The organism is Lysinibacillus sp. GW821-FHT14F06, from assembly GCF_058803665.1.
In genome coordinates this window covers 154,931-172,809 of sequence record NZ_JBXAPF010000002.1, presented here as the reverse complement: position 1 = coordinate 172,809, position 17,879 = coordinate 154,931, and the positions used below count along the sequence as shown (strand labels likewise).

Here is a 17,879-nt window from a genome sequence, read left to right as displayed (position 1 = left end):
TTATCAATTCATAGGAAGAAACAAGCGTACATACACTTGAAAAAGAGAAGATGAAAGGAGGCAATGTACAAGTGATGTGGAAAAGGCACGAAAAAAAACAACGTCATTTATGATCTTAATGCTTATTGCCGCCTCCGTAGGAATTTTCATCATTTTACCAATGTATCAAACGAATTCTACAAATAATCAAGCAACACCGACGACCAATGAAGAAAAACTGGAACAGACACTGAAAGCAATGCAAGGTGTTGGGGAGGTTAAAGTATATTTTTATTATGGAGAGATGACTGATGAGAAGGACGAAAATAAACTATTTAGCCAATATTTTCGAGGGACTGAGCAAAGTACGAAAGAAGTAACAGGGCTGCTCATTGTTTCAGAAGGTGCAAAAGATATCTTTGTGAAAAATGAGATTCGTGCGGTTGTCAGTCAAGTGATGCAGTTACCGATTCATCGGATAATTATTGTTCCAATGGAAAATAAGGAGGAAAAGTAAATGCGCGTACGTAGAAGAACAGTTTGGTTTATGACATTATTAAGTCTAGTAGCAGTAATTTCAGTGTATTATTTGGTTGACCCAGCAAAGCAATTTAATGGACTAACTATTTTTACAGATGATACTTTACAGCAAACTGCCGTAACAGGTGTAACAGATCAGGAGGCTACGAAAGAGGATATGACACAGGAAGTCTCCTCACCTAGCCATTTATTTGAAGAAATGCGCATGCAAGTTAGTGATGAAAGAAGTCAGCTTCGTCAACAATTAACGCAGAAGATTGCTTCTCAAGAATACACTGCAGAAGAAAAAAATGAAGCATACAATGACATTGATAGTCTTATTAAACAAGAATCAGCAGAAGCAATGCTAGAAATGTTAATTAAATCTTTAGGCTACTCCGATGCGTTTGTAAAAGCCGACGGTGGCAAAGTATCTGTTACAGTTATGGCGGAAGAGCTATCAAAATCTCAAGCAAACGAAATCATTTATTTAGTAAGAACGGAGTGGGAAGGCGCAAATGATGTACAAGTAAAATTCAGTGCTAATAACTATTAAAAGATAATGAAAAAAAGGAATATTCTGTTTATTTATTAGTCATTGTTATATATCAGTGCAATGAAAAGGCTTTCGTTTAGTAAAGGAAAGCCTTTTATTTTGTTCATATTTACTTAATTTTCATTTAACTATTTCAAATTGTTCGAAAAAAATATAGAATAGTGCTTGTAGTAGATTTTATTTCATAAGGAGAGTTAGAAATGTTCAAAATTCAAGAAATTCGTGAAATCATTAAATTAGTAGATTCTTCTTCAATTGACGAGTTCGTGTATGAAGTAGATGGCGCAAAAGTTAAGTTAAAAAAGAATGGTGTTGTTGTTACTGAAACTGTAGCACCGAAAAAAGAAGTAGTAGCCCCTGTTGTACAACAATCTGCACCAGCAGCTCCTGCGGCACCAGCAGCCCCAGCAAAAGCTGAAGAAGCACCAGCTGCAGCAGCACCAACAGCTAACGACCCATCGTTACATAAAGTTGTATCACCAATGGTTGGTACTTTCTACCAATCTCCAAACCCAGACTCACCAGCTTATGTTAAAGTGGGTGACAAAGTGGGTAACGAAACAATCGTTTGTATCGTAGAAGCTATGAAGCTATTCAACGAAATTGAAGCAGAAGTTCAAGGGGAAATCGTTGAAATACTTGTTAAAGATGGCGAATTAGTAGAATATGGACAACCATTATTCCTTGTAAAAGCTGAGTAAGGAGTGCAAACCATGAAAAAAGTTTTAATTGCAAACCGCGGCGAAATCGCTGTGCGTATCATTCGTGCTTGTAAAGAGTTAGGCATTCAATCTGTTGCCGTATACTCTGAAGCAGACGCAGACGCATTACATGTGAAATTAGCAGACGAAGCATATTGCATCGGGCCAAAGCTATCCAAAGATTCTTATCTTAGCTTCCCGGCTTTACTGAGCGTAGCAGAGAAAACGGGTGCTGATGGTATTCACCCAGGTTACGGCTTTGTATCTGAAAACGCTGATTTTGCTGAAGCTTGTGAAAATGCTGGCATTAAATTTATTGGTCCTTCATCTGATTCCATTAAAATTATGGGTATTAAAGACGTTGCCCGTACTACAATGGAAGCAGCAGGTGTTCCGCTTGTTCCAGGTACTGGTATTGTTCCAGACATCGAAACAGGTAAAGAATGGGCTGCAAAAATCGGTTACCCAGTTATCATCAAAGCAACTGCTGGTGGTGGCGGTAAAGGGATTCGTGTAGCTCGTACAGAAGAAGATCTTGTAAAAGGTATCGAAATTACACAAAAAGAGGCTGCTGCAGCATTCGGTAATCCTGGCGTATACTTAGAGAAATTCATCGAGTACTTCCGTCACTGTGAAATCCAAGTATTAGCAGATGGTCATGGTAATGTCGTACATTTAGGTGAACGTGACTGTACAGTTCAACGTCGTATGCAGAAATTAGTAGAGGAAGCTCCATCTCCAGCTCTATCTTCTGAACGTCGTGCTGAAATGGGAGCGGCTGCTGTTAAAGCGGCACAAGCTTGTAACTATGAAGGCGCTGGAACAATCGAGTTTATTTATGACTATCAAGAAGATAAATTCTACTTCATGGAAATGAATACTCGTATCCAAGTCGAACACCCAGTAACAGAAATGATTTCTGGTGTAGATCTTGTACAACAACAATTAAAAATTGCATCTGGTGAAAAACTTCCTTTCACTCAAGATGATATAAAATTAAATGGTTGGGCAATTGAATGCCGAATTAATGCAGAGAATGCATATAAAAACTTCATGCCTTCAGCTGGTACTGTCGATACGTATGTAACGCCAGGTGGCTATGGTGTACGTATTGATTCTGCAGTTTATGCTGGCTATACAATCCCACCGTATTACGATTCAATGGTGGCAAAACTAATTGTTCATGCAGACACACGTGAAGAAGCGATTGCGAAAATGAACCGCGCGCTAAGCGAATTTGAAGTATCTGGCCCTGGTATCAATACAACAATTCCATTCCACCAAGCACTCATGAACAATGACGTGTTCAAATCAGCACAATTCAATACGAAGTTCCTAGAAGAGAACGATGTATTGGGTGTAGCAGAAAAAGCGAAGTAAGCATTAGGGAAAAAACTTGGAATAAAACAAATAGGAATATCCGAAATTTTTTACCTCTAACTAAATTTATTTAGATTGGAGGTTTTTTTATGTCCAAAAATAAGCAAAGAACAGGGATATTTGTTTGGCTAAGAATGAGCATGACGAGCCATTTATTATAGCGCCATCCATTGTGGTAGATGTTAATTCTGTTCGATTAAAAGGCAATCGCATTAGCGCTTATTCAGCTTTAATGATTGTCAAAGAGCAAATGCGATTGTGGGGTATTCGGAAGCGGACAATTAGCGAATATGATTATATTTTTACTCGCATGTTGAAAAATATGAATATTGAATATGTAGACGAAATCACTTTGGAAACATTATTTGGCTTTATTGCTTCATTAGGGAACGTCAAAGATATTACAAGCAAAGTAAACTACGTATTGTGTTGAAGGGTTAGATAGATTAGTTAGCTTATTGTTGTTATCACTAATGTTTGTTCTAATTGCTATTAAAAAACCTTTATAGTAAAATTATGGATGAAAAATCAGGCTTTTTAGAAGGGGTGGTAGTAATGGTAGTAGTAAGTGAAGTACCAAATGTCAATTCTGAATATGCGAAATCTGTAATAAAAGCTATGTATTTAGTTAGTGGCGGGCTAATCTTTGAAACTATAGAACAAGCAATGGATGCTTACAAAAGGGTTTCTAAAGAATTTTCTGTTGAAGAAATAGATGCTCTAGGGCGACTTTATAATCAGGAGAACCCGATAACTTTTGCTGGAATCATTAGTTCGAATTATAGAATAGTTCAACTCGCATTTTTAGAGAAAATGGGAGAAATAAGAGACGATTTAGAACCGTTAAGTGACCAAGAAATAAAAGATTTTATTGTGGAAAAGATTTTAGATGAAAAATACAGAAAACGTGCGGAAAAGCTTTTTTTCATACAACGATAGAAATATTAACTGAAGATTTAAAAGCATACTTGTATAAGTGTGCTTTTTTGTCTTAGTCCAAAGCTCAGAAAAAATCATATAAACCGAATAGATGTAGTTGATAGGGTGGGTAGATTGCTATTATTGCTTTACACTGAGCTTGCTACAACAAAGCAGGTAGCTTAGTTCTATGGTATTAGTCAAGAAGTTATTCGTGATAACATTCGAAGATATAAAGAGGAACTTGAGGCTAATTGGCTTGTATTTATGCCATATCGAGAAGTTATTGCAGTAATCGGTGATATAGGTACATAATTAAGAAGTGAGATTATCTCACTTCTTGGAATCAACAAACGTGGAAACAATGTATTCTCAAAAAGAGCAATATTGAATATAGGTATGTTACTTCGAGATTCGAGAGAAATTTCAAAAGGGGTCAATCTGACACCTTTTAGAACTACACCAGAGAAATAGGGACTTCTAATCAGTTCAAATTGAACGGTTTAGAAGCAACATCTAAATCGCAATTGTAAGGAGCTTGAAGCAAACGGTGTGAAAGTAATGAAATTCGCTGAGTTTGTTGAAGTTTTTAATGAGGAGGAGTGATTTGTATGTCAAAAAACTGGAATTTACCCCCGATGAAATTTAAGTTGGGTGATAAGGTTCGATTCACATTCAATGACAATGAACTGATTGGAGTAGTTAAAATAGCAGACTTTGGCGGTTCGATTGAAAATGATTACCATTCGTATGATATTTTTGCTGAAGGTTGTTTGTATAAGCATATACCTGAAAAGGTTTGTAGGACTGCTTACTTCTGAGGGCTGTAGGAGCAATTAAGGGAAGTGTAACGAAAGGACTTGTGTGTATGAAAATTAATCCTAAACGCAAGTCCTATTCTATTCAACCAAGCGCCTGATTGCGGAAAAACATCTTTATTATTTATAATCTGATTCTAGGTTCTCCTGTGCATTTTTAATAAATTCAAATTGGGTTTTCTGAATACTGATACACATTCAGTTTGTAGTGTTCTAAATCTTCCTCGGATAAGTTGTTTTCTAAATAACTTTTCACATCTGTTATGTCTTTTTTATCGTAAACTGATACATCAAGATTAGGGTCAGTATCGCCTATCATGGTACTTTGAACGTTATGTTTAACCCATAAGGATTCCATCACTGCTTCTGTACTAACGGTTCTTTTTGCGTAAATACAAATAGTGCAACCCCTATAACAGCACCTGCTAAAACAATTATTCCAAACTTGCTTTTTACACCCATTTTATACCCTCCATTGCTTGTTTACTTGTTATGAGAGTCATCTCATAACATTGTTCGGTAAATCAAAAAGATAGGGACCTTTTTTAGGAAGCTTACTTATTTCACAAAAAGGAAAATCCAACAATCACTATTTACAACCCTTTCACCAAATCAATATATGTTAGGGCTATCATTTATCACTCAATCCTGTTAAATGATAGAAACATTGACTATTACCTCTATCTCAAATATTGGGTTTATGATAACATATATATGGAATCTTTTAACTTTAGAAAATATGAAAGGAAGTGTAATAATCAGATATGAAAAAGATATTGAAACCATTGATTAGTGTTATTGCCATTGGTGCCATCTCTCTATCTATAAATATAGATAAAAATGTATTAGCTAATAATATTGAAAATACATGTGAGTATGATTCGGCATCGAAAAAAAACCCTGATTATTCCACAATGAACTGTTTGTTAACCGAAACAGCACTGAAATATGATGTTCCTCCTGAAATTGTGAAGGCAATAGCGGAAGGTGAAAGTGGAAATTGGCGTCATTTCGATGTGAATGGTGAAGCGATTGTGTCAGCTGATAATGGAATAGGCATTATGCAAATTACAAATCAAGCAGGCTACAATCAAGATAGATTAAAAAGCGATATTGTCTATAATATTCAAGCTGGTGTAGAGACTCTAGATAATATGTTTAAGCGGAAGGATTTACCTAGCATCAACAGTGGAGAAAGAGATGTACTGGAACATTGGTACTTCGCTATCATGGCTTATAATGGTACTAAGCCAGTAAATAGTCCAATTGTCCAAGCAACTGGTGAAAGAAATGCAAATGCCTATCAAGAAAGAATTCTCCGAATTATTGAGAAATTGGAATTAATAGACTTAGCAGAGCTGCCTTTTACACGCGAAAATTTTCAATATGACTCTAACAGCAGGGGAAATATTAAATTTTCAGCGATGAACTATCCTTTTGATTTACCATTAACAAAATCAAAGTATTTTTTTGAAACAAATCAAAAAGTTAGTGCAACAACTACTAATGTAAAATTTAGGACAAGACCTTCTATGGATAGTCCTTTTAGTACTTTACGTGAAGGCGAAATTGTTACCATTACGGGTCCTTTTGAATATGAAAAAGTATCAACGAAGAAAAACCATTTTGTTTGGTATCCTGTGAAAAGAAGTGACGGGACAGAGGGGTATGTAGCATCAAGTTATTTAAACTACTCAGCTTCAACGCCAACACCTCCGGTAACACCGCCCACAACGGGCAACGTTGATGTATCAAAGTTTGCTGATTACAATGCAAACCAATACTGGGCTGAGGATTTTAAGTGGGCTGTCAACATCGGTATCATCAGTGGAGACCCAAACGTGAAAAACCCATCAACAGGTAAGTACGAAAACTTACTTAAACCGTACACTAACTTAACGGAAAACCAAATGTTATCTATCCTATTTCGTTACTTCAAACCATCAGAACTAGCTTCAACGATAGCTAAAACTTCATGGTATGGAGACGTAAACTACCAACTGGCTACAAAATACTCTCTACCAGTCCTAGGTGCAAACACAGCATCCAAACAAGCCATTGCAGGGAAGGATATCACACGGGGTAACTTCGCTCGTATCTTAGCTTCAATGCATTATGGTAAGACTGTATCTCAGTCAGAAGCTATTAAATTCTTTCGTGATAATGGTTTAACAACTACTAAAACAAATGAAGAGTTTAAACCAAATGATTCTCTAGCAAGAGCGCACACAGTGGCATTCTTCCACCGTTACGAACAAATATTCAATAACTAAATTGCTACATACAAGTGAAAAGGTGACTATAAAAGTCATCTTTTCTTTTTTATGTTAAAAAAATCCTTTCTTGACACTCCTCGAACCTTTCATAACTAAATTCATTGACACAGATTGCTTGATGGGAGCTACAAAGTCTTGTGTTAAGCTACAGGAGAGGTTGAGGAAGCATAACAAAAGGACTTGCATATATGAGGAATAATCATAAACACAATAACTGAATCAATCTGTTGTTTGGTATAGTGTAACATATTTATGAAAATATGGGTGTAGATGCTTGTAGCACTAACAAGGAAGATTAGCTGTTACAGCAGGCGATACGACAGCGTCTAAAACGCTACTAAACTAATCAATCGCTTATACATGATGAATCACATCAAAAACCTGTATTAATTGCACCAATGGACAAATAGATGAAAGAGCGGCGATACACAGGCCAAATTGTTTCATTGATTAAAGCGAGTGATTACAGATAGATATTTACATAGAGAAAAGTAGGTGCTAACGATAGCTCTCATAAAATAAAAGTGGTATCACAACTTTTGAGTAAAGCTACAAGAGAGGTTGTGAAGATATAAACAAAGGGCTTAGGTGAATTTTACGCACTAGCCCTTAGATTGATATGTGATGGGATGGGGTATTGTTTGGATTTATTCTTTATCCTCATATATTCTTCTACCAAAACCCCAACCTACAATCACTCCTGCAAATGCACCTATTACACTATATCGAATGATAGAAACAATATAATCATACACAGGTACATACACTGTTGAATAACCACCATCAAAATCGTAAGTTTCCTTGTAGTCCACAAGTAAGATAGATAAAGCTAATGAAATAAAAAACCCATAAATTGCCCATTTTTGAATACTTTTTTCCAGAATACTCACCTCTAAATTTTTTCCAATCATACTAAATGAAAATTATATCTCTAAAGAAATCATAACATAGGCAAGTGTTGGTTGGTATATAAATGGTAATATTGCAACAAATATGATTAGCAATTACTCCTAATTTAGTAAGATAAGGGCGATTTTTTTAGAAATCTATTCAGTAATAAGGAGCAACAATTCATAGGGAAATTGCTATACAATACTCAAATTAAATGACAAGCCAAGTTGGAGCGGTAAATAAGAGTAAATGTATCATCATCTAATTCGTATGATTTTGTACAGATATTTTCATAGAGGACTAAGGTCTTAACGATAATGGATAAGTTGTGATTCATTAAACAATTATTAAGGAAGTACCAAGTTGTTGATGCCTGTTCTGTAAACAGTGCTCAATGCAATCGAGTAACCAACTATTCAGCTTTGAGTTAATTACATGAGTAACTAGCAAGATCCTAGAACCATTTAACGAGTCTGTGAGGATAGTAGAGAATAGGTAGAATGAATGTAAAGGAGTATTCTCGTGAAAGTATAAGAACATAAACAAAAGGACTTGTGTGTGTTTATGCACAAGCCCTAAAATGATGTGTGTTGCCTATGGTATTGATTGTAGAAAAGGAATGATTGCCCCAAATGATTATTCATTCAGCTCTTTTTTCTGTTTTGTATCAATTATTTTAAATAAAAAGAACAGTAGACTACAAGAAAAAACTATCGACATTACACCTTTAACCGAACGCATTACAACGGTATCAGTAGGGAAACCATATAAAATATGTCCCAAACAATATATCCACGCTACAACTATGAATAATTTAAATAGTATATTCTTCATGAAGTATTCTCCCTTAAAAGAACGGCCTTTTTCCTTACTAGCTGAAAATGCTATCTACAGAGAATTATAGCATAATAAATCCTGAGTTGGTATAAAAGTGGTAATTATTATTCACTATTACAGTAGGTAATAATAGCCCCATTATTTAGTGTTTTTTCTTCAGTAGAATCTATAGTGGCATCTCCAAGTACACTCAATATCAGTTAGAAATTGTTCCCGTTCTGTAAGAGCATTTCATTTAAACTTCCATATTGTTTTTTGGAAAGTAACACGTAATACCCTTCGAGAGAAACTGAGTATCTCCTCCCATAGCTGCGAATTCGCTGGACAATGCTAATCCTGAGCTAAAACAGTGAAGCTAATTGCTTGGAATTCCAACTCTGAGTACTTTTTTAAACTATCTATTTACTTCCTCTTGTCCCCATAGAAAACCATCTTCACGTTGATTCAATCAAGTACATTAAACGTCTTTCAACAGTGGGTACAAAAAATAATTCACTTTTTATATTGAAAAAACTAAAAAGTCGATTTGCATCAATTTTTTTGTGGCAAATCGACTTTTTTCAATGATAGGTTTTATTTGGTATAATAAGATAAATTCAGAAAGTTTAACTATATTGTTGGAGATCAATTATGAAACAGATTTTTTATGAGATTTCGAAATAAATGATTCCATGTTTTAGGAAGTGTTTTCATTATCAAGATTTTGGCTTACGTTAGAAAGAGAAAGGGAGGATATTCATGCTATTACTCTGGAGTGTTTCCTTTGTTATCGTAATTTTTGCCTTCATTTTAGCAGTAGTTAAGCTTTCGTGGATTTACATGTTTATAAGTACAATTGCGTCTATACTAGTTGCATCTTATTATTTTTTGGGAGCAAACAATGCTTGGAAGTATATCGGTTTGATTCCTATTTTCTTATTAATGTTGACAGTAGCTTTTTGGTATTTAGAAAAAAGGAAAATAGAGATTAATTGCCGATTTCATAAAGATTTAGATTACAAGTAGTGAAAAAAATATAACCTAAACATAGGAAGGAAGCATGTCGCATTCCATTTTATTATGAGAATTTTTTCGATTTCTTTTGCAACTGTCAACTACTTGAAAAGAAACGGAACGAAGTATACAATAGCGTTCTGAGGTTGTTCGATTCTTATGGGATGGTTGATGCTTGAAGTAGTATATATTACGAATTTCCTTGAAAAGAACGATGTTTGGGTGGATTAGAAAAAGAGAAGTAAGCATTCACAAATTCAAAACCTCCTAACTTTTAGCAGCTAGGAGATTTTTTATGTTTAAAAAGATATATAGTTTGGCTTTTATTGACTGAGAAGACTTTGTGTTAGCCACATCTCTTAAATTATGATTATTCCTCTACTAATGCAGATAGTTGAAAATACGATTTTAATTTTACTGCTTTCATTTCACGCTCTAATTTCATATAATAGCCTGCGCCAGTACCGCCTGTATAGCGAAACGTATTATGCTTGTGACATATCGGTAATAAATGTACATAACCACCCTCATCAACTGAACTTGAATTGGTTGCTTGTAAAATTACATGACCGCCTACTATTGTATCATTACAGCTAAATCCTCTCGTTTTATCATCACTTCCATCTTGTGAATCACCTATATAAATTTTGTTTTGCTCCGCACAGCAAGAAGTGACATCATACTCATTTTGCAAACAGACTTTTAGTAATTGAATCCAAGATGACACTCCATGCCTTGGATCATGAGTACTACCCTCCACATTGGCAAACGTTGTGCCGATATCTAAAGGATCTGTCACACTATCATATACCGATCTTAAAGGAACAATGATAAATTCGTCTGTATAGTCTGTCTCTGGATTCCATAAATCAGCAAAATAAGCACCTTGCTCATCCTTTGTTTTACGATAAACTACTCGGAAACGCGCTTCCTGCTCCTGTGTCAATTGCAATTTAGCACCCTCTACTGTCGTTGGCATATTGGTAATCATTCTTATTCCTCCTATAGGTTTAAAGTCTGTTTATTATATTTTTTATTGTAATCATCTAGCATTTCTTGGAATTTCGTAACGAACTCAAAAATAGAGATGAAATCAGTATTACTGCTAGCCCCTGTATTGTTAATGCTAACACTTTTATCTGCTGCTGTTGCTTCAAGATAATAGCCTAAAATTTGCGGATTCGTAAAGCGCACCGTAACGCTATTAGCAGAGGATTGCACGCTGGAATTACTTTGTGCTGAGGATGAGGAAGAAGACCTGCTTCCACCGAAAATAAAGAAGCCTCCACCTCTTGCTGAATGATCCTCAACACTTTGTGCAAATGAATCTGACATAGCGGTTGCAGAAGTAAACTTAATTGTGACATCTCGCGCAATAACAAATGCCGTAGGGAAGCATGGGAAAACACATTGATTCATTTCTTTAAAGCGTTCCTTTGAAAAATCTTGATAATCTTTCGATGGTGCAATGGATTTGCTTGATGTATTATACATATCCTCTGTCAGTAAAAAGACCCCAGGATTAAACCATTCTCGACCAATTTGTACCTTTGCTACAGACAGGCCAATTTGGATGGACATCTCTGAGCTACTAGCAAATGCCTTGCTGATCGCTTCCTTATGGCTAGAGCTACTAGAATAGCCACCAAAGAAAAAGGATACGCCATAGTTAGAGGAAGAGGCTGAAGCATAGGAAGAGGAAGCTTGATTCGCTTCTTTTAGGCTGGATGTGAGAATAATCTGTGTAAAATTCTCGGGCACATGATTTGGTGCAACTTCATTTTCCTCTGTTTGCTTACTAGCCTCCTTTGAAGATTGTAAAACAGTTGCAAGTCTAGTTTTCTCTTTTAATGCTTCAATATCCTGATTTGTATTGTCAAGCTGCTGTTGTAAGGGGGAGAGCATGGATTTGAATTGGAGCTTATTGTTCGCTTCAAAATATTGCATCGCAGCATTTGTTGCCTTTTGTGCCTTGTCAATTAAATCATTTTGTGCAGTTAAACAATCCTTAAAGTTAGCACTAAGCTTATCAAGCAAATCTTTTACCTTATCATTTTCAACACCAAAAATACGCATAACCGTTGAAGGTAAAACGCTTGTTACTTCCTGTAAACCTTGGGAAGCCATCACATCAACCAATGTTTTTAACATATCGAGTGTTGTATTAGCATACGTTTTCTGCAATGCTTCAAGTGACGCTTTAAACGCTGTATCATTTTTTTCATAAGCCTCTTTTAATGCTTGTACTTCTTTTTCATCCGGAATAATTGCTAAAAATGAGTTGATATTACTTGTAATATTGCTACGTTGAGCTACTAATACGGCTAGCTGCTGTGCTAATGCTGCCGGACTTTCGAGTAAGTCAATAGGTGTAAAGGAGGTATTCAATAAAGTAAACCAGTTTTCAGGATAAAGCTGAACAGGATAAACATGTCCACCATCTGGATTCATTTTTCCTACATTGGCAATTGTAGAACGCGCCTCCGCAATTTCACGCCCAACACCACTATCTAAAATACCATTAATAATTTCCATATCACCTGGGGAAAAAACACTTAAAACTTTACCGAGTTTTTCCTCTACTCCAAGCACTTCTGCCTCTGCCGTTATTTCATACCAATCTAAAAATTCATTATTACGTTGCTTATAGTCTTCGGCTGTCTGCTCTGGGTACTTTTTCGCAAGTTCGTTTTTCTTTGCCACTTGTTTTTCAGCCCATGCTTGCTTTGCCTCTACATAATCGCTATACAATCGGTAGAATACTTGCTCAAGCGTAAGTACATCCTGCTTGCCATCCCCAAAATTATAAGGATATGGCGTCATTAAAACCTCTCTTAGTTTGTTTTTGGCCTCAAATAGCTTACTATTTAATTTAGGTGTTAGCATATCTAGTGCAGTTTTATACTGAGTTGATAGGTGACGCCCATTATCAGAGGCTGTCATCTGACAGGCATCAAACAATTTATTGACAAGCTTTGATTCATTAGCTCTTACATAAGCAGGCTTCGGTTCGTTATTGTCAATGTCATAGGCATACTGTGAGGCACTAATTAACGTTCCGGGAAGGCTCATACAAAAAAATTGATTTGCATTACTGCCACCAATAACGGAAGTAATCTGTTCATATAGTTTGTCCGCAAAGCTTTTAGAATTCTCATTATCCTGCAGATCTGTTGCTGTCAATATCTGATCTTGTTCATTTTCCATTGTACTTCCCCCAATACATAATTGTGATTGTAAAGCTTTCACCAAACCACTATATGAAGAGGCCTACTTCCATATAACACCCGACTTAAAAAAACTTTTGTTAGTTTTTATAGAGAAGTAATGTTGGTTTATCGATAGAATCTTTAGAGTTATCGAAAAAAAGTCATGTTTTATCGCCAAACTTTTTAATTTTATCGGCTAAAACTGCTTTCGACAGCCAAACCTTCCTTTTTATAGTATAATAGGCGTAAGAACAGCATTTGTTTGTGATGTGTTAGGGAAAGGATGATATTTGTATGGCTGAGAAAGTAGGACAATCTTTCGTACAACCAACTCCTTCTGGCAAAGAAGAACTTGGGAAAATTGAAGTAGCTGCGGAAGTAATCGAAGTTGTTGCAGGGATCGCAGTAAATGAAGTTGAAGGCATTGCTGCAACTCGTGGAAATATTGCAACGGGTGTTGTTGAGCGCTTCGGTAAAAAAGTGCACAATAAAGGCATTAAATCGGGTGTGACGGAAACAGGTGAAATTGCCATTGATGTATTTTGTTCTGTGAAATATGGCCATGCTATTCCAAAGGTAGCGAAGGAAGTACAAAGTCAAATTCGTCAGGCGATTTTTAATATGACTGCACTTGAAACAGCAGAGGTGAATGTACACATTACTGGTATTCACTTTGAAAAAGAAGAGGTTGCTGTACACGAATAGCAAAAAAGGGTTGCCGAGAGTGGCAGCCCTTTTCTATTAAATAGGAAATGTTTTAGCAATACATTATAGCTCAATATGCTTTGGCTTTCTCCAAAATAAAGCAAGGATAACGCCGAGGGTTAATACGATTGTTGCAAAATAGTAGGGGTAGTTTAAATTAATATCAAACAAGATGCCGCCTAAAATTGGTCCAAATATATTACCAAGGCTTGTGAACATGGAGTTCATACCACCCACAAAACCTTGCTCGTTTCCGGCAATTTTGGATAAATAAGAGGTAGCGGCAGGACGTATTAAATCAAAACCTACGAAAATAAAGAATGTTACAAATAAGATGGCAAAATAATGACTTACAACTGTCATAGCAAATGTTAGAACAGCAGAGAGGATCAGTGAATAACGAATAACATTTATTTCGCCCATTTTTTTTGTCAGCCAATCGAATAATAATAGCTGTGCAAGAGCACCGACTATCCCGCTCCCAGTAATAATAATTGCGATATCTGAGGGTGTAAATGCAAATTTATGATCCACAAATAAACTAAATAGCGATTCAAATGCGGCTAAACCAAAGGAAAGTACAAAAATTAGCACAAATGGAATGAAATAGAGTGGACTAAATACGCGTTTTACACTGCCTAAAATGGATTGTGCAGCCTCTTGGTCATCTAAAGCACGTGTCGGTTCTTTTAACAATATTAATGACAGGATAGCCGCTACAAAGCCAAGTATACCAGCTGCATAAAAAGGTATACGTGTGCCGAACTCAGCTAAAAATCCACCAATTCCTGGACCAATGATAAAGCCTGTACTTATTGCAGCGCTCATATAGCCCAGTGCCTTTGAACGCTGTGATAATGTAGTGATGTCAGCGATATAGGCTGTTACTGCGGGCATGATGAAGGCAGCACTTACGCCACCTAGCATACGTGAGATAAAGAGAATTTCTATCGAGCGACCAATCCCAAACAATAGCTCGGAAAGACCAAAAATAAAAAGGCCCACCACGATCATCACTTTACGGCCTATCTTATCCACTAGTTTACCAGCAATAGGGGATATGATAAGTTGCGTAATGGCAAAGGCTGCCACCATATAGCCTACAACTGAGCCTGAAATATGTAGTTCATTCATAATGGTTGGCAGCACTGGAATGACTAAACCAATGCCTAAAAAGGCAATGAATAGATTTGATAATAAAATTGATAACGTTAAAATTTGTTTCTTATCCATATTTTTTCTCCTTTAAACTTTCACAATACATGAGAACTAAGTCTACTAGAATATTTCCATGAGTAATACAATAAACCCTATAGTAACTATAGGGTCAAAAGATTTGTTTACATTTTTTCGATTCTTTGCTTTAGGTAAGTGTGGCAGTAGGAGTGAATTGCTATGCAAGTGAATACCATAAATTTTTTAGATAAGAAAACACAAATGGTTTAATGTTTTTGCCTAACCTTTAATTCAACAATGAATTTCTTCTCATGCTCAAAGGTGAAGGTAGCTGGCATATATAGCTCATAAACAGTTGATTCATAGGCTTCTTGCTGTGCCTCTACATATGCTCGTAGTTTTTCATAAAATGAAAAGTAAGTATCAGGATGATAAATAAAGGCAATACATACATATATACCTGCTGGCTTTATTGTTTGCTTGATATTAGGAGAGAGCTTAGAAAATGTCCGTTCTGTTAAGAGTGGTGTAAAGATAGCATCATATATAATAGTATGAACATCTGTATAGCGTGCAAGCGGAAAAATACAACCGTAGCGACTATTTAAGACACTCCCTTCACGTTCGATTATTTTCGTGAGTGTCGCATAGTATGTATTCGTGCTAGATGTAGGTGTAAGCTCAGTAGTCGTAACTTGTAAAATGGGCATTTCCTCTTCTACTTGAACATAAACCTCTCCAAAGATCGGAATATCAATTTGATCTTGCATTTGTTTTTTTGTTTTCAGCAATGTGTACTTTACTTCATTTAAGCGAGCAATTTTTTGCTCAATTCGCTGCTCCTGCTGTTCTAAAAAAATGAGCAATTCTTCCGAAGTTAAGCCAAGTGCCCTTTTTATATCTTCAAGTGAAATTCCAATGTATTTAAGCGACTTAATAATATCTAAGTAAAAAATTTGATTATCTTTATAATAACGATAATTAGTATGGGTATCGATATGAGCAGGTTTAAATAAATCAATTTGGTCATAATAGCGCAAGGTCTGGACTGATAAGTTAGAGAGCTTGGCAACCTCACCGATTGTATAATAATGTTCTTTCATAACTAATTGCCTCCACTAGTAAGAGCTAAAGAAGTTTCGAATGGCATCAAAGCGAATTTTATGTTTGCAATCCTCGCAATAAAATAGGCGGGATTTGCGTTCCTTCAATTGTTTGTATTGTGCCTCACCTTCGTATAATTTGAATAATATTTTACAGCTTGTACACTTCACTTCATAATGCAAATTGAACACCTCCGAAGATGAAATATAAGTTTATTTATTATAACATTCTTACTAATAAAACAAGAAATGCGGATTTTCTTTTTCGACTGTATCATACTGTTCATTGAGAGGAGTTAAAACAAGCAGAAAGTTGCTTGAAAAAGGTTTCAGATTATTGAAAACTTGCTGGAATTCGTGTTTCTCGTACAAATTTATGCTATTATAAACCTTAATGCCACTTAAGAAGGAGAGCTTTACATGAAACGACATGAGGCACGCGAAAAAGCGTTGCAAGTTTTGTTTCAGCTGGACAACACTGATGTAACAATCGAAGAAGCAATGGAGCACATTAAAGGTCAGCCAACAAATGTCTTCTATGAAAAAATTGTTACTGGAACAGCTGAACATTTGGAGGTAATTGATGCTACTTTAGAGAAGCATCTTGAAAAGTGGTCACTTGCCCGTCTGCCTAAAATTGAGAGAACAGTTTTACGCTTAGCTGTATATGAGCTTTTATACATGCCTGAAACACCAAAAAGAGTAGTACTGAATGAAGCAATTGAGCTATGCAAAACATTTGGCGATGAAGGATCGTCAAAATTTGTTAATGGCGTACTTTCTAAATTTACAGAACAATAAAATGTGTTGAATTGGAAGGAGTAACGAAGGTTTATGTCAAGTGCGATTATTAATGGTAAAGAAATTGGTCAAGCTATTCGTCAATCAGTAGCAGAGCGTGTAGCTAGCTTAAAAGAGCAAGGTTTGACACCAGGCTTAGCGGTCGTTTTAGTGGGGGACAACCAAGCTTCGGCTACATATGTGAGAAATAAGCAAAAATCATGTGAAGAAATTGGTATGTTTTCAGAGCTGATAAAGCTGCCTGAAGAAACGACACAGGAAGAATTACTGGCACAAATTGAACACTTAAATACTCGTGAAGATATTCATGGCATTTTAGTACAATTACCACTTCCAAAACATATCGATGAGGATACTGTTATTGCCACAATTGCTGTGGATAAAGACGTGGATGGATTCTCTCCAGTAAGTGTTGGGAAAATGATGCTTGGCCAGGAAACATTTTTACCATGCACACCATTCGGGGTTATGAAGCTTCTTGAGTATTCAGGAATCGAAATTGCAGGGAAACACGCAGTCATCGTTGGACGCAGTCATATCGTTGGTAAACCGATGGGACAACTTCTGCTGCAAAAGGATGCAACGGTCACTTATACGCATTCAAAAACACCAGATTTACCTTCATTCACAAAGCAAGCAGATATTTTAATTGCTGCTGTTGGACGTGCCAACTTTATTACGAAGGAGCATGTAAAAGAAGGCGCTGTTGTAATTGATGTGGGCATTAATCGCGACGAAGATAACAAACTTTGCGGAGATGTAAACTATAATGAAGTTGATGGTATCGCATCACATATTACACCTGTACCAGGCGGTGTGGGACCAATGACTATTACCATGTTACTATTCAACACAGTACAAGCAGCTGAAAATAAGCTTGCAAATAAAGTTAAACTATAAAATGAGAATACCTTTTTAATTATTTAAAACCATCTCGAAATTTTTGAGATGGTTTTTACTTATGCTGATAAGTCAAATATATATTTATGCTTATATTTGAGAACTTTTGCCATGCTT

Annotated in this window: 20 protein-coding genes; 12 read left to right on the top strand and 8 right to left on the bottom strand. The window is 36.0% G+C overall.

What is annotated here, in order from left to right; translation table 11 throughout:
* The first annotated feature begins 76 nt into the window (after positions 1–76).
* The 7 genes from AC1RNS_RS03070 (at position 77) to AC1RNS_RS03040 (ending at position 4,874) form a co-directional block, all read left to right on the top strand.
* Complete coding sequence (locus AC1RNS_RS03070) at positions 77–496, top strand: SpoIIIAG-related protein (protein ID WP_427548975.1); 420 nt, start codon at positions 77–79, stop codon at positions 494–496.
* Positions 497–1,054, top strand: a complete 558-nt coding sequence (locus AC1RNS_RS03065) for a SpoIIIAH-like family protein (protein ID WP_492990686.1) — start codon at positions 497–499, stop codon at positions 1,052–1,054.
* Between the two features lie 200 nt (positions 1,055–1,254).
* Entirely contained in the window at positions 1,255–1,755 is a 501-nt protein-coding gene (gene accB / locus AC1RNS_RS03060; protein ID WP_492990684.1) for an acetyl-CoA carboxylase biotin carboxyl carrier protein, read from the top strand.
* 12 nt (positions 1,756–1,767) lie between these two features.
* Positions 1,768–3,135, top strand: coding sequence for an acetyl-CoA carboxylase biotin carboxylase subunit (gene accC, locus AC1RNS_RS03055; protein ID WP_492990683.1), 1,368 nt, complete (start codon positions 1,768–1,770; stop codon positions 3,133–3,135).
* A 124-nt stretch (positions 3,136–3,259) separates the two neighbouring features.
* Positions 3,260–3,568, top strand: coding sequence for a hypothetical protein (locus AC1RNS_RS03050; protein WP_492990682.1), 309 nt, complete (start codon positions 3,260–3,262; stop codon positions 3,566–3,568).
* A gap of 122 nt (positions 3,569–3,690) precedes the next feature.
* A complete protein-coding gene (locus tag AC1RNS_RS03045) occupies positions 3,691–4,074 on the top strand; it encodes a hypothetical protein (RefSeq protein WP_492990680.1) in 384 nt (127 codons plus the stop codon).
* A gap of 590 nt (positions 4,075–4,664) precedes the next feature.
* The gene (locus tag AC1RNS_RS03040) at positions 4,665–4,874 is read left to right on the top strand and encodes a hypothetical protein (protein ID WP_492990678.1); all 210 of its coding nucleotides are present in this window, start codon (positions 4,665–4,667) and stop codon (positions 4,872–4,874) included.
* A gap of 163 nt (positions 4,875–5,037) precedes the next feature.
* Here AC1RNS_RS03040 and AC1RNS_RS03035 read toward each other — a convergent pair whose 3' ends face one another.
* On the bottom strand, positions 5,038–5,190 hold the full coding sequence (locus AC1RNS_RS03035; RefSeq protein ID WP_492990853.1) for a YolC/YozM family protein: 153 nt from the start codon (positions 5,188–5,190) through the stop codon (positions 5,038–5,040).
* Positions 5,191–5,635: 445 nt separating this feature from the next.
* On the opposite strand from AC1RNS_RS03035, the gene AC1RNS_RS03030 reads away from it, so the two are divergent.
* Positions 5,636–7,144 carry a transglycosylase SLT domain-containing protein gene (locus AC1RNS_RS03030; protein ID WP_492990677.1) on the top strand — a complete coding sequence of 503 codons (1,509 nt, stop codon included), beginning with the start codon at positions 5,636–5,638 and terminating at the stop codon, positions 7,142–7,144.
* A gap of 650 nt (positions 7,145–7,794) precedes the next feature.
* Here AC1RNS_RS03030 and AC1RNS_RS03025 read toward each other — a convergent pair.
* Positions 7,795–8,037, bottom strand: coding sequence for a hypothetical protein (locus AC1RNS_RS03025; RefSeq protein WP_427550197.1), 243 nt, complete (start codon positions 8,035–8,037; stop codon positions 7,795–7,797).
* A gap of 637 nt (positions 8,038–8,674) precedes the next feature.
* Positions 8,675–8,872 (bottom strand): hypothetical protein, encoded by a 198-nt coding sequence (locus tag AC1RNS_RS03020; RefSeq protein WP_492446703.1) that lies wholly within the window; start codon positions 8,870–8,872, stop codon positions 8,675–8,677.
* 741 nt (positions 8,873–9,613) lie between these two features.
* Between AC1RNS_RS03020 and AC1RNS_RS03015 the strand changes: the two genes are divergently transcribed.
* The gene (locus tag AC1RNS_RS03015; protein ID WP_492446702.1) at positions 9,614–9,880 is read left to right on the top strand and encodes a hypothetical protein; all 267 of its coding nucleotides are present in this window, start codon (positions 9,614–9,616) and stop codon (positions 9,878–9,880) included.
* A 358-nt stretch (positions 9,881–10,238) separates the two neighbouring features.
* On the opposite strand, the gene AC1RNS_RS03010 is transcribed toward AC1RNS_RS03015, so the two are convergent.
* The gene (locus AC1RNS_RS03010) at positions 10,239–10,859 is read right to left on the bottom strand and encodes a hypothetical protein (RefSeq protein WP_492446700.1); all 621 of its coding nucleotides are present in this window, start codon (positions 10,857–10,859) and stop codon (positions 10,239–10,241) included.
* Between the two features lie 11 nt (positions 10,860–10,870).
* Positions 10,871–13,075 (bottom strand): hypothetical protein, encoded by a 2,205-nt coding sequence (locus AC1RNS_RS03005; protein WP_492990675.1) that lies wholly within the window; start codon positions 13,073–13,075, stop codon positions 10,871–10,873.
* Positions 13,076–13,371: 296 nt separating this feature from the next.
* Here AC1RNS_RS03005 and AC1RNS_RS03000 point away from each other — a divergent pair, with 296 nt between their 5' ends.
* Positions 13,372–13,782 (top strand): Asp23/Gls24 family envelope stress response protein, encoded by a 411-nt coding sequence (locus AC1RNS_RS03000; RefSeq protein WP_286923609.1) that lies wholly within the window; start codon positions 13,372–13,374, stop codon positions 13,780–13,782.
* 63 nt (positions 13,783–13,845) lie between these two features.
* Here the strand turns inward: AC1RNS_RS03000 and AC1RNS_RS02995 are convergent, their stop codons facing one another.
* From AC1RNS_RS02995 to AC1RNS_RS02985, 3 genes are all read right to left on the bottom strand, one after another.
* Positions 13,846–15,015, bottom strand: a complete 1,170-nt coding sequence (locus AC1RNS_RS02995) for an MFS transporter (protein ID WP_492990674.1) — start codon at positions 15,013–15,015, stop codon at positions 13,846–13,848.
* A gap of 209 nt (positions 15,016–15,224) precedes the next feature.
* The gene (locus tag AC1RNS_RS02990; RefSeq protein WP_492990673.1) at positions 15,225–16,061 is read right to left on the bottom strand and encodes a MerR family transcriptional regulator; all 837 of its coding nucleotides are present in this window, start codon (positions 16,059–16,061) and stop codon (positions 15,225–15,227) included.
* A 15-nt stretch (positions 16,062–16,076) separates the two neighbouring features.
* Positions 16,077–16,232, bottom strand: a complete 156-nt coding sequence (locus tag AC1RNS_RS02985; RefSeq protein ID WP_492990851.1) for a DUF2197 domain-containing protein — start codon at positions 16,230–16,232, stop codon at positions 16,077–16,079.
* A gap of 249 nt (positions 16,233–16,481) precedes the next feature.
* Between AC1RNS_RS02985 and nusB the strand changes: the two genes are divergently transcribed.
* The gene (gene nusB / locus AC1RNS_RS02980; RefSeq protein WP_492990671.1) at positions 16,482–16,862 is read left to right on the top strand and encodes a transcription antitermination factor NusB; all 381 of its coding nucleotides are present in this window, start codon (positions 16,482–16,484) and stop codon (positions 16,860–16,862) included.
* Positions 16,863–16,895: 33 nt separating this feature from the next.
* On the top strand, positions 16,896–17,762 hold the full coding sequence (folD, locus tag AC1RNS_RS02975; RefSeq protein WP_492990670.1) for a bifunctional methylenetetrahydrofolate dehydrogenase/methenyltetrahydrofolate cyclohydrolase FolD: 867 nt from the start codon (positions 16,896–16,898) through the stop codon (positions 17,760–17,762).
* Positions 17,763–17,879: the final 117 nt, after the last annotated feature.